The sequence below is a fragment of the Paenibacillus sp. FSL R5-0407 genome (genome assembly GCF_038009185.1).
Taxonomy (GTDB): Bacteria; Bacillota; Bacilli; order Paenibacillales; family Paenibacillaceae; genus Fontibacillus; species Fontibacillus vini.
Genome location: NZ_JBBPAX010000001.1, coordinates 365,980 through 387,229, shown reverse-complemented (window position 1 = coordinate 387,229; position 21,250 = coordinate 365,980). Strand labels below are relative to the sequence as shown.

Below are 21,250 nucleotides of genomic sequence, written 5' to 3'. Positions count from 1 at the left end.
TCCGCGAAAAACACTCGTGCCTTAAAATCTGTTATACCATATTACTGCCTTTTCATGTGCGGTTGAAAAATTCGAATTAGTCTCCCGATTATCTAAAATATCTTTGGATCTTTAAGTTCCGCCCACTGTATTTCTGGTTGTTCTTCATGATTTATTGTAATGGTTCCTACAAAAATTTCGTTTTTATCTGGGTTCTCCAAATAATGTTCCATCATGAAGCTTACAATTTTTGATAGTCTCAGCTCTAAAATCTTATCCTTATCAATCCAGTGTAATTCCCCTTCTTCTGAATTTATGTAGTCTAATACTTTGGTTTTTCCGAAATACACAAATTGCTGCCTTATTTCTTCCTTTTTTATTCGTAATAATATGTATCTTAATTTTAGTTCTTCAATTTCTTCCTCTTGTATTCCGGATTCCTCGTAAATTTCTCGAATGCAGGCCCTTTTCGGAGAATTCAGCTCATCCGCCTCCAAATGCCCACCGAGTCCTGTCCAAAACACAGTATCTGTAATTCTACTTGAATCCTTCTTCATCATAATTACTTTGTTTTCATTAAATAGAAAGGCTGTAGACATTTGTCTAACTTCCATCCTTCATCATTCCTTTTCTTCACTCGGCATACATGCTATTCATTAATGCAGTATAAGTTGTCATATCTTGCGGCACCCCATTAAATTCCAAGGCATAAAACTCAAATGAACTATCATCAATCAGTTTGTATTGAATCAGTACTTTGGTGTCGTCTCCTAGATATGTAATCTTGCCCATCACATTAACATATGTATTATTATCGTCCGCTACAATGGCTTTCCATTTTGGATTTAGAAAATAGTTATCTACCATCTGACTTATTGTTTTATCAGGATACGAATTCATGGTCCCCTCTTTAACCATATTAACAGCACTTGGGTCGGCAATGCCGATAATTCCGGAAATCCACGTGGGGGCGAAGATCAAAATTGCAAACGTAATACACCAAACAATGGCGTAAGCACTTTTCTGTTTCAATATATGTGCTCTTCTAAAAAGATAAACGGGAATGATGAATATGGCCCACAACAACATTTCTTTAGTGTTATGACCTGCTCTTTTTATCTTTCTTTCATCAATTACACACAGTATGGTATTGAGTATTGTCGTAATGAACCATAGTGAACCGCTAGCCACACCGATCGCTCCAGATAGTATGTACTCTAACAAAGTCCCTAAAATGGGTGTGAACGCCAATATCCATACTAATGTATTGTTAATATCTTCACCCTTCAAAGGCGGCGGTACAATACTTCTATCAATTAAATCTGTCTGGCCTATATCGGCCCAATCTGACATTCCTGATTTCCATACCTTAGTGCTTAAAAATACTCTTTCAGCGTTATAAAGATGAAGCAGCTCAAGCCTTGAAACAGGGCCGTACCTCTCCCCATTAAACACATAGAACCATTTTTCGGCTTCGTGTTCGGGGTTTACTTTAATATTCGGGTAAAAAGTTATATCTTCAAATTTTCTATCACTTTCTTTGGGCTTCTTCCAATTTAAACCCTTAAGTTTATAGGGGGTAAAAACATTATTACCGCAATTGGGACAGACTAAATTCTCCTGCTCCTTCTGCTCCTCCCCGCATCTACTACAAAACATATTTCGAACACCCCTTATGACCATCCATGATTCTTCTACCTATATAGTTTACATTGACCGCATCAAGCCCTACATCCTTCGCCCATATGGATAATTGACCCATGTGATGTATTTCGTGTACGATCACATGCTTTATGACTTCACCATAATAATAAGTATCAGCTGACCATGGCACGGTTACAGTCTTAAATTCTTCTGTTGGAGACCATTTCAATAGGTGTTTATTCACTATCTCTTGACTTTCCCTTGATAATTGTCGAATCAGTTCCAATGACTTGTAATGTTCATAATCCGGTTCGGAAACCACATCGCCGTGTATTGCTTGTATCCAACTGCATTCCACATCAATAATATGAAAGAGAGTTTTAAGTATTGAGCCATGCCCCCCTTGACGCTCCTGAACAAGTTCGTTTTCCGATAATTTTGAACATTTACTAAACCATTCTTCTCTAACCATCCAGTTATATTTAAACAAGTCTATCATCTTAAGTGCCCCTTCCTCTATGGTTGCCATACTTCCCATATGTTGCCGTCCGGATCTGCGAACGTGATGTTTGGTCCGCTTGTCATTCGTTCTCCAATGATATTCACACCGTTTTCCTTAAAACGTTCATATAGCTCTTCGATCCGTGGAGTTATGAAACAGGCCATGGCATGGGGTCTTCCGTTATCCAATGTCCAGGCAAAGCGTAATCGACCGCCTTCCTCGTCCGATTTATGCAGGAAAAGAGCAGGCACAACTTGCCGTAACCCAGGCGAAGGCATATTTCCGTTCCGATCAGGTAAATTCAAAACTGCAGTCTCCATCCCTGGCTCAACATGATCTCGGTGTGCGGGTTGAAACCCCAAATTCTTTTGGTACCATTTAATAGACTCGTAAACATCATTAACTGGTACATAAATACAAGTTACACCCGTAATGTCCTCCAGACTTTCCTCTATCTTGATTTCCTCGTTTTCCCGCATAATCGTTCCTCCCATTAAAATAGATTCTATCTTTCATATACTAACCAGGTCTTAGCATCCTCCGGGTCCGAAAAATACGAAACTGGTTTCTTGATTCCTGCTTTATTCACGTATCGCTTAAATCGCCATTGATTTATTCTAGAAAAGCCAACGAACGCTAGTTTTTCAATATAGGGATCTAAATTAGTTAGATTGTTTATTAATTCATTAAGAACCGCACTTGTAACCGATGTCTTATACATATCTATCCATATTTTAAGTTTCTTATTGGTTTTAAAGATAAACTCTTCTTCCTGTCTCATTAATTCAAAAAGCGTTCCTTCATCCTTATATTTACTACCATACTTCAAGCAATGAATTTCGCCACCCTTATAATAATAAGGAAATATCGAGCCACCTGGAGATTTCATTTTATCCCGCTCCTTAAGGATACTGAACTTCAAATTCTTGAACGAAAACTCCTGTTCCGGAAATATAAACATCCATTTTACTTTCATTACGTATAACTTGGACATGTACTCTTCCATCCCTGCCAATTTCTTGACCTTGTTCAACAAAAAAATCTGCAGCCTCACTATTTTCATTCAAGTACGTCAGATAATAGGCCCCCATCACGCCCGATGCAGTACCTGTAATCGCGTCTTCTTTCGTCCCTGAGTACGGGGATGAAAAGTGCCTCGCGTGCATAAAAGCATTCCTATCCATGGTTTCAATACAGAACGGGTGTATGGATGATCTTGGATTCTCGCGCAATACTTCAGGAAACATCTCGTTGTTGGGACACATTCTTGCGAATGGATCCAACCCTTTTATAGGTATTAACAGCGTCCAGGTACCAGTGCTTCCATAGACAATAGGCTTGGATATATCGATCGTTTCTTCCGGAAGCCCCATGCTGTCGGCTAGGGCCGAGATTGAACCATGATACGGAATAAATCGGGGTTGATCCTGCTTCATGGTTATAAATAAATCTCCTTTTCTATTTGCAAAGGAAATGGGTAAATTACCAACATTCGTCTCGATCGTTATCGAATCTTTATTTTGTAACAATCCTAAGGTTTTCAAGCAATACATTGACGCAATCGTAGCATGACCACAAAGATTAATTTCATGACCTGGCGTAAAGTACCTCAGTCTAAAATCTGCTTTTTTCGAACTCGTTATAAATACGGTTTCGTTAAATCCAACCTTTTCAGCAATCGCTTGCATTGATTTTTCATCTAAGTCATCAGCTTCCAGAACGACGCCAGCCGGATTTCCCATGTTGGCGATCGATGAAAATGCATCATAATGGAGTACTTTTCTTTTAGGCATTTCGATCTCACTTTCTTTTGTATTTAGGGTCACTTTTCAGTTTTCAACCAAAATTGTACATCTTGATGATCGGATTCGTTTTGATTATTTTCATTTGATAATGTTGAAAATATCTGATCATTCTTAACGTCCAGTATGTACTCCTTAAATACATTCTCCCGTCCTCCGAATTTCTCATACCATTGTTCTATTTTCGAAACGTGTTCCATGTCTCCTCTTACTTTGGTTTCAATAGCCCTATATGTTTCATAGCTGTCATATTCCCAAATGGCAAAAATTTCAGTAGTAGATTCATCATGCTGGCTCATCCATCGCCCAACTAATCGAGCGCCGTGTTTAGTTTGGTTCGGTAAATTTATTTCATTAAAATGAGAATTGAAAATCTCGACGAATTCGTTTTTTACAATGTAATATTTTCGTCTGTAAAACATGTTTTCACATCCCTCATAACCTTATTTTATTAATCCGAAGATTATTGCATTTACCAAACAACCCAGCCCTAGATAGCTCTTATATCTTAGGCTGGGTCGTGAGATGTCCGGGATTCTATTGTGATTACTCTTCTGCTTTTTTCTTTATCGGTATATATAGATTAACCTTAGCTTTACCATCGGGATCCTCAAAGGGATTATTCATACAAAACTCCAGGCAGGGTTTATCATCGGGATCGTATTCGCTGCCCGGCATCCATTGTCCGTATACAACTTGATATGCGATAGCGAATTTTTCGATCGTATCGTAGAACGGATACAATGCATAAAGGCCTCCCTTTAAAGTTTTATACTTAATATTCGGGTCAAAATCCTTGTTGTGTTCCCCCCTGATCGTGATACAGGCATCATAACGACATGCATATTCATCCGTTAAACTTGCGTCATCAAGAGAGATCCCGATATAGGAGTGCTCGGGTGGATAGAGGCCGTTCATAGCGGCCCATTCACCCAATACCTCCCATGCTTTACGGGTTTCCAGATAGCTACCAACGTGTCTTACATACGCAACCTCGTAATCCGGCAGCTCCTTAATGGCAATATTCATTTCCCAGATCCTCCTCAGAAAGTTATTTGTAATCCCACTTTCAGAATAACGAGAAGGTTGTAATGTTTCTTCCTGTTTGTTGCCATGATATAAGGGAATATTGCTAATCAGGGTTGGATCTTTTCTTACATCTCCAGGAGTACTACCGTAAAGCTTTTTGAAGGCTTGGTTAAAACTTGACGCAGAATCAAACCCGCACAACATAGATATTTCCAGTACTGTCTTATCTGTATTTAAAAGATATTCTACTGAAGTGTTCAATCTTCTTCTATTTAAAAAACTATATGGCGTCATTCCAACAATCGACGAGAACACCCTGCAGAAATGATACTTAGAAAAGTTGGAGACTTTTGCAAGTTCCTCCAGACTTATTTTCCTTGAAAAATTATCATCGATATATTTAATTACATCATCAATTCGTTCTGAATAATGATTCATTCGGTACTATCCTTCTTTTATATAATGGATTTCTATGTTTTCATTACTAATTGTCATTTCATTTTTCTTCAAATTCACTTTATATCGTTTGTTGTTAATCTGTATTTGATCATTTTCTAATAGTTTATATTTCATTTCTTTTTCATCTTGATTGAAGATCTTTACCATCTTATTATCCTGACTCGAATACACAAAGTTTTTCATTATGAATTCGTTCACGGTTATTTCCATGTAATTGTATTGACTCAATTCCTCATATGTTCCAATCTTTTGGGAAGCCTGGTCCCCTACCCAATTCCCAAGTATCCTTACTTCCTTATCTTTGGAGCATCCTGATATACAAATCAATGTTAAAATGAACATACAAGAGACTATTCGTTTAATCAAATCTGATCTCCTTCCCTTTACTCCCAAATCTGATCCAACTTATCCGAGTAAAATAAAATTGCGTTCTTATAGCTTAGGATCCCCTCATCGTTACTTGTTTCCGCCAGTTGCTTTAATAATATGGACATTGACTCGCTGAATGCCTGCTTATTATATAGAACCATAGCATAGAAAACTTGATATTCTCTTCGGTCCGGAAATTCTTTCATTGCCGTCTCAAATATGGTTTTGGCTTCCTCATACATCCCCAAAGTTCTATATGTACTTCCCAGACCTAATAATGCACCTTGTCTCTCCTCTCCCCTTAATCCAAGCTCTAGAGACTTTCTATAATAAGGCACGGCTTCACTTTCTAATCCCAGAATGTCATGAATCCAAGCGCATTGATACCAGACAGAGGGATCTAATGGTTGTTGATCCAATAATTCAAGTAATAAAGATCGTGCCTCTTCCAATTTCCCTGATTCTCTTAATTGAATGGCAACTTCTAATTGTTGTTCCATGTCTATATCATTCCTTTTACTATCTATTCAAGATCATTATAACCTTAGTGATCCATTATTTGCTAAAAAAGAAATGGCATTGGGTACCCGAAAGAGGTCAAAGCTAACCCCCCATTTCGTCATTTATGCATTAATTGTTACTTTGACCCGGTTTTACAATTTTGTCCCATGGAATGATATTTTCCAGGACCAAAGCCAGTGTAATTCCAACCAGCAGGCCATTTTGAATAAAAGGTTGAATATAAGTCGGAACGCCGGCAAAATAGGAGTCCGGGAACGTCATGATCACCACGGCTACAAAGATCGGTATAGCGGATCGATAGACATTGCGTTTATTGAATTCGATCTTTTTCAAGAAATCCAGTGAAGACAACAGCAACTGCAAATAAGAAACGAACAACACCGTACTACCAATGCTTAACGGAATATTGGAGAAAAATAGAGTGACCGGCGGAAATACACCCATCATGAGAAATAGCGCCCCGCCAATCAAAAAAGGCATTCGATGAATAATGCCGGATTGTTTTAAAAACCCGATGGATGATACAAACGGAGCGTACGGAACCAGCCCAAATAATCCGCTTATTCCGGTGAATATGCCGGATATGATGAGGCTTGCGCTGAACTGCTTTTTGCTAGTCTCGCTGTCGTATAAATCTTCGGTTCCCTTCAATGCGCCAAAGGTGTTCGCTAAATTCAAAATGCCTGTTACCACAGCCACAATAATAATGCCGACATTGAATTCAGGCTTTCCTAACAAAAAGAATTCGAAGGTTAGCGACGCACTCTCCTTTACAGTCTCTTCCTCGCCCAAAAATATAGCGAATGCAGCCCACCCAATGACAATGCCGATGAGCAGAGAATATTTACTGATCTTGTTCGGTAGCGTCACATTAACAATAACCATAAGTAACATCATGATGATGGAAAGAAGAGCAATATTCCCTTGAATCGACACATGGTCTGGCGTGTTGCCCATAGGGATTCCCAACATGCCTTTGAGAAAAATCTGAATTAACTGGAAGCCAAACAGTAGCATGAACACTCCCATCACGCCTGGCTTGAATAGTTTTGCAAGCGCGTTGCCCCAGCCGAATAGGCCCACAAACACGGTGATAGCAGCAGAGATTAGAATCCCAACGGCGAGACTGCCCCCTATTTCAGGCAAGGAAATCCCTTGAGAAGCAGCAATGCTTACGGTAGTTAGGATCATTCCCCACCATAAACCCGATTGCCCTTCCAAAATGGCCCGGCGATGTCCCCATAATGCTTGGCATATGCACGCGCACCCCGTCACTATGAAGGATAGCTGCAGGGTCGTCATAATAGAGCTATCTGATAATTGAAAGGCTTGTCCTACGGTGACCGGGATAATCACAATATTCGCAAATATGAAAAATAGCCACTGCAGCCCTGCAACCCAATTTTCTGTTTTTTTCAATTCTACCATTCGTATTATCCTCCTACATGATGTACATGCTAACCGACTCAGCCAGCACTCCGTAATTCAAACACACATTCTTTGTTATTACCCATTTCCTTCTTAATGAATGATAAGTATCATCGAGAACGGATGCATCTTGAGAAATGGCTCTTTAATGTAACAAAGACCAAGTGTCGATAACACCTGGTCTTTGTTTAAGTTCCACTCAAAGATGTTCAATCGTTTGCTTCAATGATAATTTCCCCTTCTCCGGAAGGCACTTCAAAACCCTCTAGAAATGAAGTTAGTATTTCTTCTGTTATTGTAAATGCTGCATTTGCATCGAACCGCTGACTCCGAATACGGAGTCGTTCACGTAATTCATTAGGATGAACTTTCAAATATATAAGCTTCCATCCCCCGCCTTCATCTGCAATTAATTTCTTATATTCATTCCGTCTCTTTCGTTGCCAAAAGCTGAAATCGATTACCACGTTACGCTTTTCATTTATAAGATCTACTAATTCATTGCGCAACTTTAACTCGGCTTCACTTTTTAATTGCTCATACATTTCAATTGGATAGTCAATTCCGTAACGTCCGTGTGTAGCCCATATTTCTTCATCAATGGAAAGACGTACAAAACCTCTTTTCTCTAATCTTTGAGCAAATGTTGTTTTTCCTGATCCGGCTACTCCGCACATCATCACTACTAATGGAACGGAAACATCTGCTTGGATAATGTAATCATCTATTTCATAATCGTCATGCAACTGATATTCTCCTTTCATCCTCTTGAGAATCATGGGGGCTTATTTAATTAGCCGCCGAATCTTCATTCCATAATTCATTTTCTTTGATGATTTCAACCAATTTTTCTTGTGCATCTTCATTTAATGTAAAATGACCATCATCCTCAGAGTCGGTGAAGAGGTTCGCACCGGATAAAAGCCAAAGATGAATTTTCTTTTTATCACTGTTGTTTAATTCAATAGTCACAGTGAAATCCTGCACTCTTATATCAAAAACTCCAGGATCAAACACGCCCGTTTTCAATGCATTAATAACTGCAGAAATTTTAACCCGATCGGTCAAACTGGCACTTACCCCTTCTGAGTTTTCTATCAAAATTTGCTTTACATCACCCTGCTTAATATGGCTCCGTTCTTTCCATGTGTCTTCACTTGAAAACGAACATCCTGTAGACATTAGAACTAATAACAGTAAAAAGAGTATTTTAAACTTCAGCAAGTGTCTTTTACACCTCCTTATACATCCGACGGGCTTAGTCAGCGAGCGGTAGCCAAAACTATCAAAGTTCAAGCCTTAATCTAATCATATCCCTACACTGTATTCCATTCTCATAAATTTCATCTTTATAGTGTCTTATAAAAAAATCGTGATCTACGCCAACAATTCGAAAACCACATTTTTGATATAGAAACAGCTGAAATATACTGCTATTTCCCGTACCGATTTCCATCGTTTTTTCACATTGCTCTTTTGCATAGATTATTGCGAAATTAATTAATTGCTTTCCGATTCCTTTACCTTGAAAATCTTCTTTTACTGCAATATTTACAATTTCAATGGTTTCAGGGCGAGTTTTAATAATTACCAATGCACCGATAATTTCATTATTGTTGGTAGCTATGAAACACTCCCCTCTATCTATGTAATTTAAGATGATTTCTTCCGAAGGATCAGCTAACAGTAATAACTCTATTGGCACAGCTTCATTAGGGCCTAACAATCTAATCTCTACATCCATGAATCATTCTCCTATGATCTGCAAAGTTTTTCTAAAACCATGGCTACTCCATCATTATCATTAGTTTCGGTAATCTCTTTAGATATCTGTTTCAATTCTTCAATTGCATTCCCCATTGCCACGGGCCATCCACAAGATTTAAATAGTCCGATATCATTAAAATCATCACCAAAGACCATGACCTTTTCGAGCGGGATGTTCATCGCCTTACACAAAACCGATACCGCACTTTCTTTCGAAGCTCTTAGGGATGAAAGCTGAACAAGCTCTCCATTGTCTGTAGTTAAAATATTTAATCTCGTATTAAACTTATCCATAAATAAATCCAAATTCATTCTCCCTGAAAAAAGAATCTTTGATGCATCATGTCGTTTGAGTTCTTCCAGTGACTTTACAGCAGGATTATCTTTGACCTTAATGAGTGTGGTGTAGTCATATTCCCTTAAACTCATCCATTCATCCTTCACTTCCAGACTTAAATCAAGATCCGGGTTGCATTGAAGGCAGTAATCTAGAACTTCAGCCGTAATGTTGGATTCAATCGATATATGATCCTGGATTCCCGTGTGTTTGCAATCGATATAGGCGCCATTGTAATAAATAAAAGAACCTAATCTGAATAACTCATCATTCATAAATGATCTGACTGCCCTTGGAGGACGCGCTGTCGCAAAGATGAATTTAATTCCTAATCCTGCGCAATCTGCAATAGCTTTAGAATTACGATTGGTTATTTCTTTGCTTGAGTTGAGGAGTGTACCATCTAAATCTAAGACGATTAATGGAATTTTCATTTTACTAAACACCTCCCAGTTATACAGTTATGTTATATTTCATACCAAATTCTGTACCCCTCAATGTTTGCTTCCGAGTGATCACTAGCATCGAATGTCTTGAAATAACTGGCGTAATACGCATGTTCAATTGTTTTTTTATCTTGATCCGTATTGATATCAACATGAATTTCCGATATTTCCAATCCCCATTTGACACTGCGAGCGATCTCATTCATGTTATCCATTGTTGAAAATTCCTTGATTTCCGCAAGAATCGATTCCAGTTCTTCTGTACTCGGTTCATTGCTCATATCAATTCTGCAAAAAAGGTTTGGACGAGTAAATGTAAATTGAACTCTTTTGATCGACGGTGATAGATCCTTCAAGTCTTTTTTTAAGGTTCTGGTTGAACTGGTATCTATGCTGTGGGTAGTACTACAGCCTGCTAAAAGCAGAAGAAAACAAATTATTATAGGGATCCACTTATATGTATTCATTCTGTACTCCAATTCATCGTTAGGGTATGCTTCTTCCATGATTATACATCTGACATGTTGAGTCAACCTTATTTTCAGCGGAATCGTCTAATAATTTCGGGTACTTCACCTAAACAAATAAAAAAAGACTACCGCCAAAGCAGTAGTCTCCATATTTTTGTATGTTTAAGCAGCGGGCTACACCTTCAAAAGCTCCAGGAGCTCCGTCAGACTCCGAATTTCGTAATCAGGCTTTGCCTCGGAAGTATTGTCGGCTTGTTTCGGATTGAACCAGCACGTGTCGATTCCGTATTGATTTCCGCCGTAAATATCCGATGTCAGCGAATCCCCGACAATCAGCACATTGCTTTTGTCCGGATGCCCTAACTTTTCAAATGCGTAATCGAAAATAGCCGGGTCAGGCTTTTGCGAACCGGCATCCTCGGAAATGATCACCTGCTCAAACTTGCCGGATAGCTCAGAGCGGCTTATTCTTCCAAGCTGTACCTCCCTGATTCCATTCGTAATCACCGCAACCCGGTATCCCGCATCCAATAATCGATTGCAGGTTTCCGCAGACCCTTCCATCAAGAAGGATGCCTCAGACAAATACCCCACATACGTTTGGCTAAACTCTGCGGCGTCGAGTTCTTGTGAAAACTCACGTAATTCAAGCAGTCTTCTAAATCGCTCCACCCGCAGCACATCCAGATAAATAAGCCCTTGCTCAAGCTCCTTCCATAGCTGACGATTAATGTCACGGTACTGACCCATCAGCTCCTCCGTATCCTCCATTCCGAAATGACGGAAAGCTTGACGTAAAGCGAAATCTTCGGTTTTTGCAAAATCATACAGCGTATCGTCGAGGTCAAAAAGAATCACTTCATATTGCAAACAAGCTCCTCCTATCTCCTTATCCAATAAGGTTTACGGCTGGAATGCCAGGAAAGGAAGACCCTCGCAGGGATCTATTCATCCGGTAGGGTCCACTTAGGCATCCGCCAAGTTTTTATTCTCTATACTTAGTATACAACTCGGTGAAGGCCGGGAAAAGCGTCAGCGAGGATTCCAAAATCCTCACCCTTAACCAAAAAAACTCGTATCATGGGTACGAGCCGGACTGGAAGCCTTTAGTTCTATTAATTTCTTACCATTCATTTGTTATAATAAACAAGCTGTCGAGATTAATACACCAGGAGGACTTATGAAACGATTTTCTTTGCTGCAAACTGTTTTACTCTTATTTCTTGCTTCTGCCTTATTGCAAGGTTGTACTTCTCCGGCCGAATCCGCCGGAACGGGAATCAAGTCCGAGTCGGCCGCACCCACTAACACTGAACAAACCATTAATGAGCCAGCCCAAGGTACAACCGAAACGAATGAAGATCATGAATCCAGCAATTCCGAAGCCATCACCACCGGGAATGCAAATGAGGCTGAGGAAGCAGCCGATGCCGGAAATGCTCTGACAGCTATGCTGAAGAACGAAGAAGCCGTCTATCTGACATCGGAGAAGGAAGACCATACTCAGTTTTCAAAGCTGGTCTTAAAGACAAACGGCGAGTTCATCTTTCTGGATCGCTTGCCGAAAGGATCGAGCAAATATCTAGGAACCTATTCCATATCGGGCAATCAAATTACGCTCCAGGTGGATCGAATTCCTACGCCGTCGGCCAAGGAATTATCCGAAATTGTATTCACCATTTCAAGCGCGAATCAAATCACTTTAGAGACGGATGCCAATCAGGCCAAGAACGGCCAAGTCTATACATCTGTTAAAGATTAATCCCTTCCACAAAAAAGTTCATCGAATAAGGGGGATAACTTTCCCCCTTGTTCATCTAGCCCAACGCCGCAATTCTAGCCTTCTCCAACACCCCGGGGACACTCATGGTTAGATGATTTTTCCGTCCTTCTTCTAGTTATCCCTCGAAATCCTTAAGTATTTTCTCAGCCTTAGCCAAAAAAGTATAATCCCTCTTCCGAATGAAGTTTCCCATATAATCAAATGGCTTATCGGCTTGAACTAGAGCTATTGCTTCTTCAAGTGATACCCATTTCAAAACAAAACCATTAGCTTTTTCGTCATCAGTTAAGAATTGGTGATCCAGTAATGTCTTGACCTTAGCTAGATAGCAATACGATAGTTGAATTAATTCGAACTTATCACGATATTCAATTATTGTCCCTACTTCGGAGACTATGTCTATCTCTGCTCCAACCTCCTCGACAACTTCACGAATCAGGGCATTGGCCATTTCTTCGCCCTCTTCGATTCCACCGCCAGGTAGCTTATGATAGTTATGCTTCGATACAAACAAAATAGCAATCTGATTGTTCCGGTTAATTACTACAGCTCTGGATGCTCTTCTGACACAATACTTGACATTGGATGAAGAACTTTCAAAACCAAAATCTTTGTCAGATATCTCGGATAGAAGTTCCATGACCTACCTCCATGGTTTCCAGATGTTCGGTATAGGCAAATTGTTCGATTGAAAAGCTCTTATTATCATATCTCAATTTCGTTATTGAACATTCCGGAATCAGGTTACTTTGTTCAATAATAAATTGGGGATGATATTGATTAAGAACATTCTCTTGGAACGTATTCGCCAAGTAATCAGTAATTAAACCTCCATGCGTTACAATTAAAACACGAGATTCTAAAGTATGCCCTTCTGCGAGTTCATATAGTAAAGAGGACATTCTTTCACATGCTCGCCTAGCGGAATCCCCCACAGGTGGGACAAAGTCGGGATCTTTAGTACATCTATCCCACATCTCTACAAACTCTTGAAATGTTTGATCAGGCAAGTCTCCCCAATTAGCTCTTTCACGCAATCGATTATCAATTCTTACGGATAAATCATGCATTCTTGCTGTGTATTCAGCTGTTTCCCGTGCTCGCCTTAGCGGGCTTGAGAATATAGAAGATAAAGGAATGTTTTTAAAGTATTGAACAATTAATTGAGCTTGCTTAACCCCTTCTTTAGTTATGGGAACATCGCCGATGGTTTTTTCTTTTATTGCATGTCTTACAAGATAGATCTTCATATTTGGTTACACCACTTCGTATTATTTATCAAGCTTCATTAATATATCTTGTACTGATTTTAAAAATCGATGGAGCGCTTCATATTTATCTTTAATATGTAATTTCTTACTGTTCTCTTTAACATAATCTACAATTTGACTCACATCTGTTAGAAGGATCTCTATTCTTATATTCTCTAATTCTATAAATTCGTCTATTAATTCAGGTTGAAAATTTCCTATTTCACCCTTTATATAAGCTTCTTTATTTTCTAATAACTCTCTAGTATATTGATGACTTATTAAATTGTTATTTAAAAGTATTTCGATAGATAATAAATCTGTTTCTACAAAAATATCTAAATTTTCCGCAAGAACTATCAAATCCTCCTCTAGGAATTTAACTATTTCATTAGGCCACGAACTAACTAACTCCGATAGAACCCAATAGATCCAACTTTCGTCGTTTGTGCTAAGCACATTCTTTACAAATGGATATACTTCCCTAGCCCGTGGTTTTAGAAAATCAACGATTCTACTTGCGTTTGGCCAATTCAAATCTCGGATACCTTCTAACAATTCTGGTACGTGCTCGATATAATTCTTTGACCTTATAATCTGTTCTAATCTTTCATCCTCAATCATAAGAGCTCTCCCTCGTGTGAAAAATCTTTACTACCTTACCTATAATTCGAGTGTCAGAGATCGGCCCAAAAAATCTACTATCAATACTGTTGCCTGTATTATCCCCTACAACATAATACTCATTATCTTTTATTATTATTTTTGAGTCTGGCAATCCTAAATCACTTGTTTCTTTAAATAATTTGTCATTCACAAAGATCCCTTTTTTATTTATTTCTATTTGATCCCCAGTTATTCCGATGACTCTCTTACAGTATGATTTTTCTTCTGTTTTGAAAATAATTAAATCATCACGTTTAATTCCTTCTGATGTGTCAGTGTTTACAAGCAATCTATCTCCATCGTAGATCGTAGGAACCATCGACGGTCCATCATTAATATAGCTTTTGTAGTTAGAATCCCCAACTAATAAAGACTGTAATAAAAATACAAGTAATAATATGAATTTCATAAGGAGGCTCTCCCCTCAACAAGAATTCGTACTGTATTTCCACAAAAACACTCCCGTGGACTTTAGTCCGATGCGACTAATTCCTTAAGCAATAAGAGTTTTATCTCTTTTAATGATCTTTCTGTCTTGAATTCCTCTTTTGGCTCAGACCAACTGAATCCGTCACCAATAAATCTTGGGATTGCATGCATGTGATAATGTTGTAAGTCATTGAAAGTTCCGCCATTCTGACAAAATGTAATTCCATCCGGATTAAATGTCTTTTTTAATAAAATAGAGATCTTAGCCGATGCGTTCATTATGGCACTTAACGTTAGTTCGTCTATTTCTTCAACATCCAAGTAATGCTTTCTAGGCAAAATCAGTATATGGCCATCATTGAACGGTGCAATATCTAAAATACAAACTACAAATTCGTTCTCATAAATCACATTAACATCCGGTTCAATTTGATTTACGATTCGGCATCCGAGACAATCCATCATTATTCATCCGTTCTATTTTTTTATCAGAGTATCTCTATTTACCAGGCTCTTCTAACTATTAATAATTCGATTTGAGATTTATGATGATGATTATGCCAAATAAATCTTTGTAATGCAGTGTCTAAGTTAATTATCCCTAACGCTTGAGTTCTGAGTGTCCTGGAGAAGTGATGTGAATCTAACTTGTAGAGTAATATGTAAAAACGTTTGTGGAGAGATTCTAGGAGTAATAAAGAGGTTTCAATATCGGTTTCAACATAATCATGAAGTTCACCCCAAAGGTCTTCTCGATAGGATGAAGCCATGGGTTCTATTTCTGTTAATGCCCTTTTAAATCTTAAATAAGCGTTCATATCATTATCGGCCATATGGTGGATAATTTGCTGAATCGACCAACCACCATCCCGATATGGCGTTTGGAGTTGTTCGGGTGTTAAGCGAACTATCAGTGCTCGAAGCTTAGGAATAATTAATAAAATTTGATTAATAAGCTTATTCCTGTCCTCTTCAAAGAAAATGGGAATCGGCTCAAATTGACCAATAGGGTATCTTATTTCATCAATCATCTATGAATAACCTTCTTTCAAATGAAAATGACCCAACCCTAGATAACTCTTATCTTTGGCTGGGTCGTTTGTTGTCTGAGCATCTTCTATTCTTTGATTATTTTATCTGTTTCGGAAATATATCCATAAATATAGATCGATTCATTGTCACAATAATATGGAATTGAAAACTCTTTGAGTATCCCTTTAAACTCTTCAGTAATATCCAAAATCTCAGGTGGTATCAATCTCCCTATATTTACAATCCGTCTCGGTCTAACCCTGATCCATTCAATATTATAAAAAGGCATCAGTCCTTCAACCCAATCTCCCAAATACCACACATCATCTTCAAACTCACTTGGAGATGGAGATTCTACCAATACATACTTTGCTTGAAAAGGGGGTGGAAATGGCAAGGTATTAAGAACAGCGGTTTGTAACTCTCTCCACTTCGTATTATTCATTCTTGAGGCTAATTGCCTTTTTGAGACAGCATTCATAACTTTTTCTTTGTAACGATCACGTTCCACTCATATTACCACCTTAGGGTTTTCTTCCGATATCGGGGTCTCTATTGAAATTACCTCAACAAATCCTTATTATTTGTTTATTTCCTTCTTCATCCTCATACTGAAAATTACAATTATCTATCCAGCCGATTATTTTTTCATAAGGTTTTATTCTCTTTAATTCTTTATATGGTAATTGAAGTGGGTTAGAAAAATCATAAAATACAATTTCGTATTCATCCGCCCAGTAACATCCTCCTACTACAAGGATATCTATCTCGTTTGTATATTGTATTTCTGCCCAGCAAAACCCCATACCCTCGTAAAATTCCTCCGGTACGAAATCAACGACTTTCATGTCTTTTAAATCTACTATTGTGTATCCTTGATAATCTTGACCGCATATTAAATAATTCTCCTTGTCTTTCAGAACCAATTCGAACAGAAAAGTGCCTATATTACGTACCAATACAATTTCATTTCCTGTTCTGCATTGTGTTACGATCCCTCTAGTATAATCCCATCCTTCATTCTCCCTAAAAATAAAATATTCAATCGTCAACTTATATTCCTTATCCGGTGAGTAATAAATATCAACTTTATCATCTTTTTGTTTATTTTGAAGAGATAACACTACCTCTTTCCTATTCTCAAGGTACTTCACATCTTTTGCTATATTCCTCAATGCCTATTCCCCCTAACCTGTGTTTCCGTAACATACAAGCATTATCGACCCTTAGTGGCTGAATCTCTTGGATAAGTAATACTCATGCTGCGCTTTGAATAGTCTTATAACTTCATCAACTTCTGATAAAGAGATCCCATATATACTAATTAACTCTGTTCCACATCTAAAATACTTTCGTCCATCCGCATATGTGTACTCGTAACCCTCTAATTTATCCTTACATCTCCCACAGTTGTAACAACCCGTATATCTGAAGTTAAATTCTTCAACAGTTTTTCTTATACATTCATGAAAAAAATCAGAGTAATCACTGGAAGCGAAAAACTTCATTTTTATTATTGGTTTCCCCTTCTCAATTGAGAACTTAAGAACGTTTTTCGGGGTCTTAGAATTGGTGAATACATAATTCACATCTTTGGTTTTCGCCCTTTTAGATTTATATCCCAGTTCCTCCAATTGATCAGCTATTTCGTTAAATAGGTGTCGCTCATCTCCACTTGTGTAATTATAAAATTCCTCAAGTCCCATACAAATCACGACCTTACTCGTTTTATTAATTGCTGGGATTATACGATCAACATATTTCACATGTCATTTAAGGCAATCTATGCATAGTATCCGCCTTTAGATAAATATTCTTTGTGTACTTTAAAGTGTCTATATATTTTAGTGAATGCTTTTATAGCCTTCCATTGGCTCTGTTTATCATTTAATAATACTACTATTTCAGACATCGAGGTGTCTCCCGGAAATTCTCCTGATATAAATCTATATAAATCTGTTTCAAATTCTCCGTTCAAATCCCCTAGGCAATCACCGAAACGATATCTTGCAATAGTGTTTTCAATTTCAATCAACTCAAATTCAACACAAATAGCCATTTGAAAAACCTCTTCTCTCTATGAATTATCTACAAAATTGCCTCCAAATCAGTTAATGACTCTATTACAATCACGAAACAACCCAGCCCTAGATAGCTCTAATCTTAGGCTGGGTCGTTTGTTGTCCGAGCATCATTAAAATGATAAAACAAACAGCAATGTCATCAAAGTAATAATACCATTTAACAGATTATGGGCAATCATGCACCCTACTATGCTTTTTGTTTTTAAAAACAAATACCCAAAACATAAACCGGACGCTAAACAGGTTAGTTGTTGGAGAATGTCAAAATGAGTTATTTTAAATGGAAATAAATTGAAATTAATATGCGCTATCATAAATATTAATGTAGAGGCAGATATAACTACGATCGAGAATCTTTTACTATTGGAAAAATACTTTCCCCACAAACTCAACATTAGAGTTATTACTAATGATCTAAACATGATTTCTTCACTTGTTCCTGATAAAAGTACCTCAAATAAATAATAGCCAATGTAATTTCTGAAGTTGAGCGGGAATGTGAAGCCGGGAGAACCCCCATGCTCTATTATTAGATAAATGCCAATAACGGCCTGGATTAGGATCCATACACCCAGGAATACAGAAATAAATACAATAGAGTACCTTAGTTTATTTAAATTAAATCCAAAATCCTTAAAACGTATATTCAACAACTTGGAAATAATAATAATAGCCAACAACGTTATTATTGCCTGCAATATATGGTGAATGACTAGTACCATGAAAACATTATCTGGATCTATTTCTTTAAAAAAAGGATAAAATCTCTTCCCAATATCAAACGAGAACAAACTAATAAATTGAACATATGCTGCTAAACAAATGAATGTTAAGCTAATTCTTATTAGTTTTATCACTAAAGGGGGCCCTCATTTCAATAACGAGTATAGGTTGGTTTCTTTCTTAAAACCAATAGTACTTCCCACCAAAATTAATTTCAGTTACCTCTATTACACAAATCCATCCTCAGGCTCACCAACCTCAAAACCTAATAATTTTGTAGCTTCTGATTTAAACTTATTGATCCATGAATTCCAATCGCTATTATTCATCTGTCCATGAAAAGATAATCCACTTGGTTCAACTGATGCCGTAATAAAAATTTCATCATCTTCCTGACCAAACCAATACGGGTTTCCGTTTTTATAACCTATCCACTCAGGCATCCTCTCATATAGATGCGAAACTTTATTCCACTCTTCATCGGGTAGATAATACCATATATTTAAATTGCAATTCTGTGAACTTGATTTACTCATGTGTTTGATCTCCGATCCGTGGGTTTGCCCGATTGAGTGAATATGTTGTTATGGGGGCAACGCACTATTTCTTTTTCCAAATATTCAAATACAGATTTGTAATTGTAAGCTCTACTTTACCTTTATCCCTTAATGCTTCTACTGGATTAATATTAAATGAGAAGTCATCTCCCGATTTATAGTTCAATCCTGCAACCCCAGAAACAGTTCCATCGTATTGATTATTTTTATATTTGGCTATCAACTTTGCAGTCAATAATGTACTAAACGACCGATCATTATTTGTTATATGATGCACACCGGAAATCAATGTTGCTCCATCCGTTGAGTAGTCACCAAATGATCTAAACCCAATGTTTATACCTTCTGCACTATCACCACTAATATTTATCCATTCCACTATGATCTTATGTCTTCCATCATTATATAGCTCTTTGCCAATATTGCTTTGAATATCCGCAAGGTCAATTTGGATAGTATAGCTACCATCAAGAACATAACCTGCCTCATCACTATACTTTTCTGTGTTGTTTGCGATAGAGGATATCCCCTTACTCCAAAGTTCAAGTAGGCCAGTTCGCCAAGTTATAATGAAAAACAATAGAATTATTAAGAATACCAATAACAATATCATTTTACTTTTCTTCATCTTCAATCTCCTGAATATATGTGCTTGATTTAAGTTAATTCCTATAATTCAATGACGCCCTCGAACCACTACACTAAATGAACTTTGTCTTTCAATTCTTCATATGCATCCCTTAACCAAGGATGAATTACTTTCAAAGTATCTCTCTTTTCCCATAAAAAATTGATGTATGCAAATGCCCCATGTGTTAATGATATTTGTAAATTTCTATTAAGATCCTCTAAATAGGGCGGTGTCCCCTTTTGATCCCAGGATATCTTATCAGCAACAAAGAGCACCTTATCAAGCAAGGAAGAGTTTGATCTCAAAGTAGTATGGCAACCGACCGCATCAATTACTTCCTGATCAGTAATATCAAATATTTCTTTTGCCATTACTCTCGATATCTTCTGATGAATAATCATTGGGAATACTGTTTCTTCTGATAACACCTCTATTTCCAATTGTCTTGCTACATCCAATCTCACGTTATTTGGAAATACAGCACTAATATCATGCAACCAACCAGCGAGTTCAGCTTTCGTCGGATTGGCATTAAACATCAGTGCAATTCTTCTACATTCGGTGCCAACATCTATACAGTGAGTTGCTGTATCTAAACAATTATTCACCTCTAAAAACGACTTAATATCTGTCTTTAAATCACCAGTAAATGCGATAGAAGCAGTTATTGGTTTGAAAATCTCATGCATCCTTGAGTCCTCCTCCCCATTACTATCCTGCAAATGATAAGTATCTAATTTAGGAATGTTTTATTGGTTTGACAAAAATAAAATGATCATAAGGATTCCAGACGTGCAGATCATCAGCGCAGTATCCCCGCAGCCATAAAGTATCGCTAATTCGTCTAAGATAAAAGCCTTTGGGAAAATCATCGTCTTTGGTTAGTATCTCCGATGCTATAGTAATAGAACCGGATGGAGCTTGATGTCGTTGTAAAGCATCGCCCGAATAACCTTCGGGCTGATCCAAGTATTGCAGTCTTAAGTAAGGGCCAAGCTCAAGCGGACATAATTCCAAGCCGAGTTCAGTTGCTCTTTTAAAAATCTGATCCGTAGTAGCCCCATCTCGAAACCCAAGATCACTAACAGTTAGTTCAACGGTCTGCAACCTGTACTTTTTATCAGAAATCGAAAATCTATTATCAGTTAATAATTGCTCTCCATACTCATTAATCATGATAGAGTGCTCTTGCATTTTCTGAATAAGCTGTGATTTAGTAAGTCCGCCAATCTCCATGGTTCTTGTACCAATAAGACGATTAGGGTAAACATCCTCATTTTCGAGATGCATTCACAGTCCTCCCAACTTTCGATAAAGCTCTTAAGTTTCGGACGAATCAAG

Annotated in this window: 33 protein-coding genes; 1 reads left to right on the top strand and 32 read right to left on the bottom strand. The window is 37.7% G+C overall.

Annotated features, from left to right (window positions below; genetic code table 11):
• Positions 1–92: 92 nt before the first annotated feature.
• The 17 genes from NYE70_RS01945 to NYE70_RS01865 form a co-directional block, all read right to left on the bottom strand.
• The gene (locus tag NYE70_RS01945) at positions 93–593 is read right to left on the bottom strand and encodes an NUDIX domain-containing protein (protein ID WP_341044856.1); all 501 of its coding nucleotides are present in this window, start codon (positions 591–593) and stop codon (positions 93–95) included.
• A 19-nt stretch (positions 594–612) separates the two neighbouring features.
• On the bottom strand, positions 613–1,638 hold the full coding sequence (locus tag NYE70_RS01940) for a DUF4339 domain-containing protein (RefSeq protein ID WP_211021213.1): 1,026 nt from the start codon (positions 1,636–1,638) through the stop codon (positions 613–615).
• The gene (locus tag NYE70_RS01935; protein WP_247681658.1) at positions 1,628–2,161 is read right to left on the bottom strand and encodes a DinB family protein; all 534 of its coding nucleotides are present in this window, start codon (positions 2,159–2,161) and stop codon (positions 1,628–1,630) included. The genes NYE70_RS01940 and NYE70_RS01935 overlap by 11 nt, the downstream gene beginning before the upstream one ends.
• Positions 2,140–2,604, bottom strand: a complete 465-nt coding sequence (locus NYE70_RS01930) for a VOC family protein (protein WP_211021212.1) — start codon at positions 2,602–2,604, stop codon at positions 2,140–2,142. Before NYE70_RS01930 ends, NYE70_RS01935 begins: the two co-directional genes overlap by 22 nt.
• 26 nt (positions 2,605–2,630) lie before the next feature.
• Positions 2,631–3,014, bottom strand: coding sequence for a hypothetical protein (locus tag NYE70_RS01925; protein WP_290408024.1), 384 nt, complete (start codon positions 3,012–3,014; stop codon positions 2,631–2,633).
• 13 nt (positions 3,015–3,027) lie between these two features.
• Positions 3,028–3,918 (bottom strand): PhzF family phenazine biosynthesis isomerase, encoded by an 891-nt coding sequence (locus NYE70_RS01920; RefSeq protein ID WP_341044855.1) that lies wholly within the window; start codon positions 3,916–3,918, stop codon positions 3,028–3,030.
• A 29-nt stretch (positions 3,919–3,947) separates the two neighbouring features.
• The gene (locus NYE70_RS01915) at positions 3,948–4,349 is read right to left on the bottom strand and encodes an NIPSNAP family protein (protein ID WP_341044854.1); all 402 of its coding nucleotides are present in this window, start codon (positions 4,347–4,349) and stop codon (positions 3,948–3,950) included.
• Between the two features lie 124 nt (positions 4,350–4,473).
• Positions 4,474–5,394 (bottom strand): AraC family transcriptional regulator, encoded by a 921-nt coding sequence (locus NYE70_RS01910; protein WP_341044853.1) that lies wholly within the window; start codon positions 5,392–5,394, stop codon positions 4,474–4,476.
• Positions 5,395–5,400: 6 nt separating this feature from the next.
• Positions 5,401–5,757, bottom strand: a complete 357-nt coding sequence (locus NYE70_RS01905; RefSeq protein ID WP_341044852.1) for a hypothetical protein — start codon at positions 5,755–5,757, stop codon at positions 5,401–5,403.
• A 41-nt stretch (positions 5,758–5,798) separates the two neighbouring features.
• Positions 5,799–6,284 (bottom strand): tetratricopeptide repeat protein, encoded by a 486-nt coding sequence (locus tag NYE70_RS01900; RefSeq protein WP_341044851.1) that lies wholly within the window; start codon positions 6,282–6,284, stop codon positions 5,799–5,801.
• Positions 6,285–6,414: 130 nt separating this feature from the next.
• Positions 6,415–7,734: a uracil/xanthine transporter gene (locus NYE70_RS01895; RefSeq protein WP_341044850.1), complete on the bottom strand. Its 1,320-nt coding sequence runs from the start codon at positions 7,732–7,734 to the stop codon at positions 6,415–6,417.
• 209 nt (positions 7,735–7,943) lie between these two features.
• Positions 7,944–8,414, bottom strand: coding sequence for an AAA family ATPase (locus NYE70_RS01890; protein ID WP_445323825.1), 471 nt, complete (start codon positions 8,412–8,414; stop codon positions 7,944–7,946).
• 109 nt (positions 8,415–8,523) lie between these two features.
• Positions 8,524–8,958 carry a hypothetical protein gene (locus NYE70_RS01885; protein WP_341044848.1) on the bottom strand — a complete coding sequence of 145 codons (435 nt, stop codon included), beginning with the start codon at positions 8,956–8,958 and terminating at the stop codon, positions 8,524–8,526.
• A gap of 61 nt (positions 8,959–9,019) precedes the next feature.
• A complete protein-coding gene (locus tag NYE70_RS01880) occupies positions 9,020–9,478 on the bottom strand; it encodes a GNAT family N-acetyltransferase (RefSeq protein ID WP_213654909.1) in 459 nt (152 codons plus the stop codon).
• An 11-nt stretch (positions 9,479–9,489) separates the two neighbouring features.
• Positions 9,490–10,272 carry a Cof-type HAD-IIB family hydrolase gene (locus NYE70_RS01875; RefSeq protein WP_213654908.1) on the bottom strand — a complete coding sequence of 261 codons (783 nt, stop codon included), beginning with the start codon at positions 10,270–10,272 and terminating at the stop codon, positions 9,490–9,492.
• Positions 10,273–10,304: 32 nt separating this feature from the next.
• Complete coding sequence (locus tag NYE70_RS01870) at positions 10,305–10,790, bottom strand: hypothetical protein (protein ID WP_341044847.1); 486 nt, start codon at positions 10,788–10,790, stop codon at positions 10,305–10,307.
• A gap of 138 nt (positions 10,791–10,928) precedes the next feature.
• Positions 10,929–11,624, bottom strand: a complete 696-nt coding sequence (locus NYE70_RS01865) for a YjjG family noncanonical pyrimidine nucleotidase (RefSeq protein WP_341044846.1) — start codon at positions 11,622–11,624, stop codon at positions 10,929–10,931.
• A 310-nt stretch (positions 11,625–11,934) separates the two neighbouring features.
• Between NYE70_RS01865 and NYE70_RS01860 the strand changes: the two genes are divergently transcribed.
• Complete coding sequence (locus NYE70_RS01860; protein ID WP_341044845.1) at positions 11,935–12,516, top strand: hypothetical protein; 582 nt, start codon at positions 11,935–11,937, stop codon at positions 12,514–12,516.
• Between the two features lie 136 nt (positions 12,517–12,652).
• Here the strand turns inward: NYE70_RS01860 and NYE70_RS01855 are convergent, their stop codons facing one another.
• The 15 genes from NYE70_RS01855 to NYE70_RS01790 all read right to left on the bottom strand — a co-directional run bounded on the left by NYE70_RS01855 (position 12,653) and on the right by NYE70_RS01790 (position 21,199).
• On the bottom strand, positions 12,653–13,177 hold the full coding sequence (locus tag NYE70_RS01855) for an NUDIX domain-containing protein (protein ID WP_341044844.1): 525 nt from the start codon (positions 13,175–13,177) through the stop codon (positions 12,653–12,655).
• Positions 13,152–13,787, bottom strand: coding sequence for a histidine phosphatase family protein (locus tag NYE70_RS01850; RefSeq protein WP_341044843.1), 636 nt, complete (start codon positions 13,785–13,787; stop codon positions 13,152–13,154). The genes NYE70_RS01855 and NYE70_RS01850 overlap by 26 nt, the downstream gene beginning before the upstream one ends.
• 21 nt (positions 13,788–13,808) lie before the next feature.
• Positions 13,809–14,411 (bottom strand): DUF5071 domain-containing protein, encoded by a 603-nt coding sequence (locus tag NYE70_RS01845; RefSeq protein ID WP_341044842.1) that lies wholly within the window; start codon positions 14,409–14,411, stop codon positions 13,809–13,811.
• Entirely contained in the window at positions 14,404–14,862 is a 459-nt protein-coding gene (lepB, locus tag NYE70_RS01840) for a signal peptidase I (RefSeq protein ID WP_341044841.1), read from the bottom strand. Before lepB ends, NYE70_RS01845 begins: the two co-directional genes overlap by 8 nt.
• 62 nt (positions 14,863–14,924) lie before the next feature.
• Complete coding sequence (locus tag NYE70_RS01835) at positions 14,925–15,347, bottom strand: HIT family protein (protein WP_341044840.1); 423 nt, start codon at positions 15,345–15,347, stop codon at positions 14,925–14,927.
• A gap of 38 nt (positions 15,348–15,385) precedes the next feature.
• Complete coding sequence (locus NYE70_RS01830) at positions 15,386–15,913, bottom strand: YfiT family bacillithiol transferase (protein ID WP_341044839.1); 528 nt, start codon at positions 15,911–15,913, stop codon at positions 15,386–15,388.
• Positions 15,914–15,999: 86 nt separating this feature from the next.
• Entirely contained in the window at positions 16,000–16,425 is a 426-nt protein-coding gene (locus NYE70_RS01825; protein ID WP_341044838.1) for a DUF6678 family protein, read from the bottom strand.
• Positions 16,426–16,480: 55 nt separating this feature from the next.
• On the bottom strand, positions 16,481–17,089 hold the full coding sequence (locus NYE70_RS01820) for a hypothetical protein (RefSeq protein WP_341044837.1): 609 nt from the start codon (positions 17,087–17,089) through the stop codon (positions 16,481–16,483).
• Between the two features lie 51 nt (positions 17,090–17,140).
• Positions 17,141–17,620, bottom strand: a complete 480-nt coding sequence (locus NYE70_RS01815; RefSeq protein ID WP_341044836.1) for a hypothetical protein — start codon at positions 17,618–17,620, stop codon at positions 17,141–17,143.
• A gap of 77 nt (positions 17,621–17,697) precedes the next feature.
• The gene (locus NYE70_RS01810; protein WP_211021186.1) at positions 17,698–17,973 is read right to left on the bottom strand and encodes a hypothetical protein; all 276 of its coding nucleotides are present in this window, start codon (positions 17,971–17,973) and stop codon (positions 17,698–17,700) included.
• A gap of 135 nt (positions 17,974–18,108) precedes the next feature.
• Positions 18,109–18,720 (bottom strand): CPBP family glutamic-type intramembrane protease, encoded by a 612-nt coding sequence (locus NYE70_RS25985; RefSeq protein ID WP_445323824.1) that lies wholly within the window; start codon positions 18,718–18,720, stop codon positions 18,109–18,111.
• Positions 18,721–18,948: 228 nt separating this feature from the next.
• Positions 18,949–19,257 (bottom strand): hypothetical protein, encoded by a 309-nt coding sequence (locus NYE70_RS01805; RefSeq protein WP_341044835.1) that lies wholly within the window; start codon positions 19,255–19,257, stop codon positions 18,949–18,951.
• A gap of 64 nt (positions 19,258–19,321) precedes the next feature.
• Positions 19,322–19,906, bottom strand: coding sequence for a hypothetical protein (locus NYE70_RS01800; protein WP_341044834.1), 585 nt, complete (start codon positions 19,904–19,906; stop codon positions 19,322–19,324).
• 68 nt (positions 19,907–19,974) lie between these two features.
• Complete coding sequence (locus NYE70_RS01795) at positions 19,975–20,598, bottom strand: HD domain-containing protein (protein WP_341044833.1); 624 nt, start codon at positions 20,596–20,598, stop codon at positions 19,975–19,977.
• Positions 20,599–20,647: 49 nt separating this feature from the next.
• A complete protein-coding gene (locus NYE70_RS01790) occupies positions 20,648–21,199 on the bottom strand; it encodes a helicase (protein WP_341044832.1) in 552 nt (183 codons plus the stop codon).
• Positions 21,200–21,250 lie beyond the last annotated feature (51 nt).

Excerpts from the sequence above, each read along its gene's own strand:
- NYE70_RS25985 (WP_445323824.1), bottom strand. The coding sequence starts at position 18,720 with ATGGTACTAGTCATTCACCATATATTGCAGGCAATAATAACGTTGTTG.
- NYE70_RS01830 (WP_341044839.1), bottom strand. The coding sequence starts at position 15,913 with ATGATTGATGAAATAAGATACCCTATTGGTCAATTTGAGCCGATTCCC.
- NYE70_RS01860 (WP_341044845.1), top strand. The coding sequence starts at position 11,935 with ATGAAACGATTTTCTTTGCTGCAAACTGTTTTACTCTTATTTCTTGCT.
- NYE70_RS01805 (WP_341044835.1), bottom strand. The coding sequence starts at position 19,257 with ATGAGTAAATCAAGTTCACAGAATTGCAATTTAAATATATGGTATTAT.
- NYE70_RS01870 (WP_341044847.1), bottom strand. The coding sequence starts at position 10,790 with ATGGAAGAAGCATACCCTAACGATGAATTGGAGTACAGAATGAATACA.
- NYE70_RS01910 (WP_341044853.1), bottom strand. The coding sequence starts at position 5,394 with ATGAATCATTATTCAGAACGAATTGATGATGTAATTAAATATATCGAT.
- NYE70_RS01945 (WP_341044856.1), bottom strand. The coding sequence starts at position 593 with ATGGAAGTTAGACAAATGTCTACAGCCTTTCTATTTAATGAAAACAAA.
- NYE70_RS01880 (WP_213654909.1), bottom strand. The coding sequence starts at position 9,478 with ATGGATGTAGAGATTAGATTGTTAGGCCCTAATGAAGCTGTGCCAATA.
- NYE70_RS01900 (WP_341044851.1), bottom strand. The coding sequence starts at position 6,284 with ATGGAACAACAATTAGAAGTTGCCATTCAATTAAGAGAATCAGGGAAA.
- NYE70_RS01935 (WP_247681658.1), bottom strand. The coding sequence starts at position 2,161 with ATGGGAAGTATGGCAACCATAGAGGAAGGGGCACTTAAGATGATAGAC.
- NYE70_RS01895 (WP_341044850.1), bottom strand. The coding sequence starts at position 7,734 with ATGGTAGAATTGAAAAAAACAGAAAATTGGGTTGCAGGGCTGCAGTGG.
- NYE70_RS01790 (WP_341044832.1), bottom strand. The coding sequence starts at position 21,199 with ATGCATCTCGAAAATGAGGATGTTTACCCTAATCGTCTTATTGGTACA.
- NYE70_RS01890 (WP_445323825.1), bottom strand. The coding sequence starts at position 8,414 with ATGATGTGCGGAGTAGCCGGATCAGGAAAAACAACATTTGCTCAAAGA.
- NYE70_RS01930 (WP_211021212.1), bottom strand. The coding sequence starts at position 2,604 with ATGCGGGAAAACGAGGAAATCAAGATAGAGGAAAGTCTGGAGGACATT.
- NYE70_RS01795 (WP_341044833.1), bottom strand. The coding sequence starts at position 20,598 with ATGCATGAGATTTTCAAACCAATAACTGCTTCTATCGCATTTACTGGT.
- NYE70_RS01905 (WP_341044852.1), bottom strand. The coding sequence starts at position 5,757 with ATGTTCATTTTAACATTGATTTGTATATCAGGATGCTCCAAAGATAAG.
- NYE70_RS01940 (WP_211021213.1), bottom strand. The coding sequence starts at position 1,638 with ATGTTTTGTAGTAGATGCGGGGAGGAGCAGAAGGAGCAGGAGAATTTA.
- NYE70_RS01850 (WP_341044843.1), bottom strand. The coding sequence starts at position 13,787 with ATGAAGATCTATCTTGTAAGACATGCAATAAAAGAAAAAACCATCGGC.
- NYE70_RS01920 (WP_341044855.1), bottom strand. The coding sequence starts at position 3,918 with ATGCCTAAAAGAAAAGTACTCCATTATGATGCATTTTCATCGATCGCC.
- lepB (WP_341044841.1), bottom strand. The coding sequence starts at position 14,862 with ATGAAATTCATATTATTACTTGTATTTTTATTACAGTCTTTATTAGTT.
- NYE70_RS01915 (WP_341044854.1), bottom strand. The coding sequence starts at position 4,349 with ATGTTTTACAGACGAAAATATTACATTGTAAAAAACGAATTCGTCGAG.
- NYE70_RS01925 (WP_290408024.1), bottom strand. The coding sequence starts at position 3,014 with ATGAAATCTCCAGGTGGCTCGATATTTCCTTATTATTATAAGGGTGGC.
- NYE70_RS01800 (WP_341044834.1), bottom strand. The coding sequence starts at position 19,906 with ATGAAGAAAAGTAAAATGATATTGTTATTGGTATTCTTAATAATTCTA.
- NYE70_RS01815 (WP_341044836.1), bottom strand. The coding sequence starts at position 17,620 with ATGGGACTTGAGGAATTTTATAATTACACAAGTGGAGATGAGCGACAC.
- NYE70_RS01855 (WP_341044844.1), bottom strand. The coding sequence starts at position 13,177 with ATGGAACTTCTATCCGAGATATCTGACAAAGATTTTGGTTTTGAAAGT.
- NYE70_RS01845 (WP_341044842.1), bottom strand. The coding sequence starts at position 14,411 with ATGATTGAGGATGAAAGATTAGAACAGATTATAAGGTCAAAGAATTAT.
- NYE70_RS01810 (WP_211021186.1), bottom strand. The coding sequence starts at position 17,973 with ATGGCTATTTGTGTTGAATTTGAGTTGATTGAAATTGAAAACACTATT.
- NYE70_RS01875 (WP_213654908.1), bottom strand. The coding sequence starts at position 10,272 with ATGAAAATTCCATTAATCGTCTTAGATTTAGATGGTACACTCCTCAAC.
- NYE70_RS01835 (WP_341044840.1), bottom strand. The coding sequence starts at position 15,347 with ATGATGGATTGTCTCGGATGCCGAATCGTAAATCAAATTGAACCGGAT.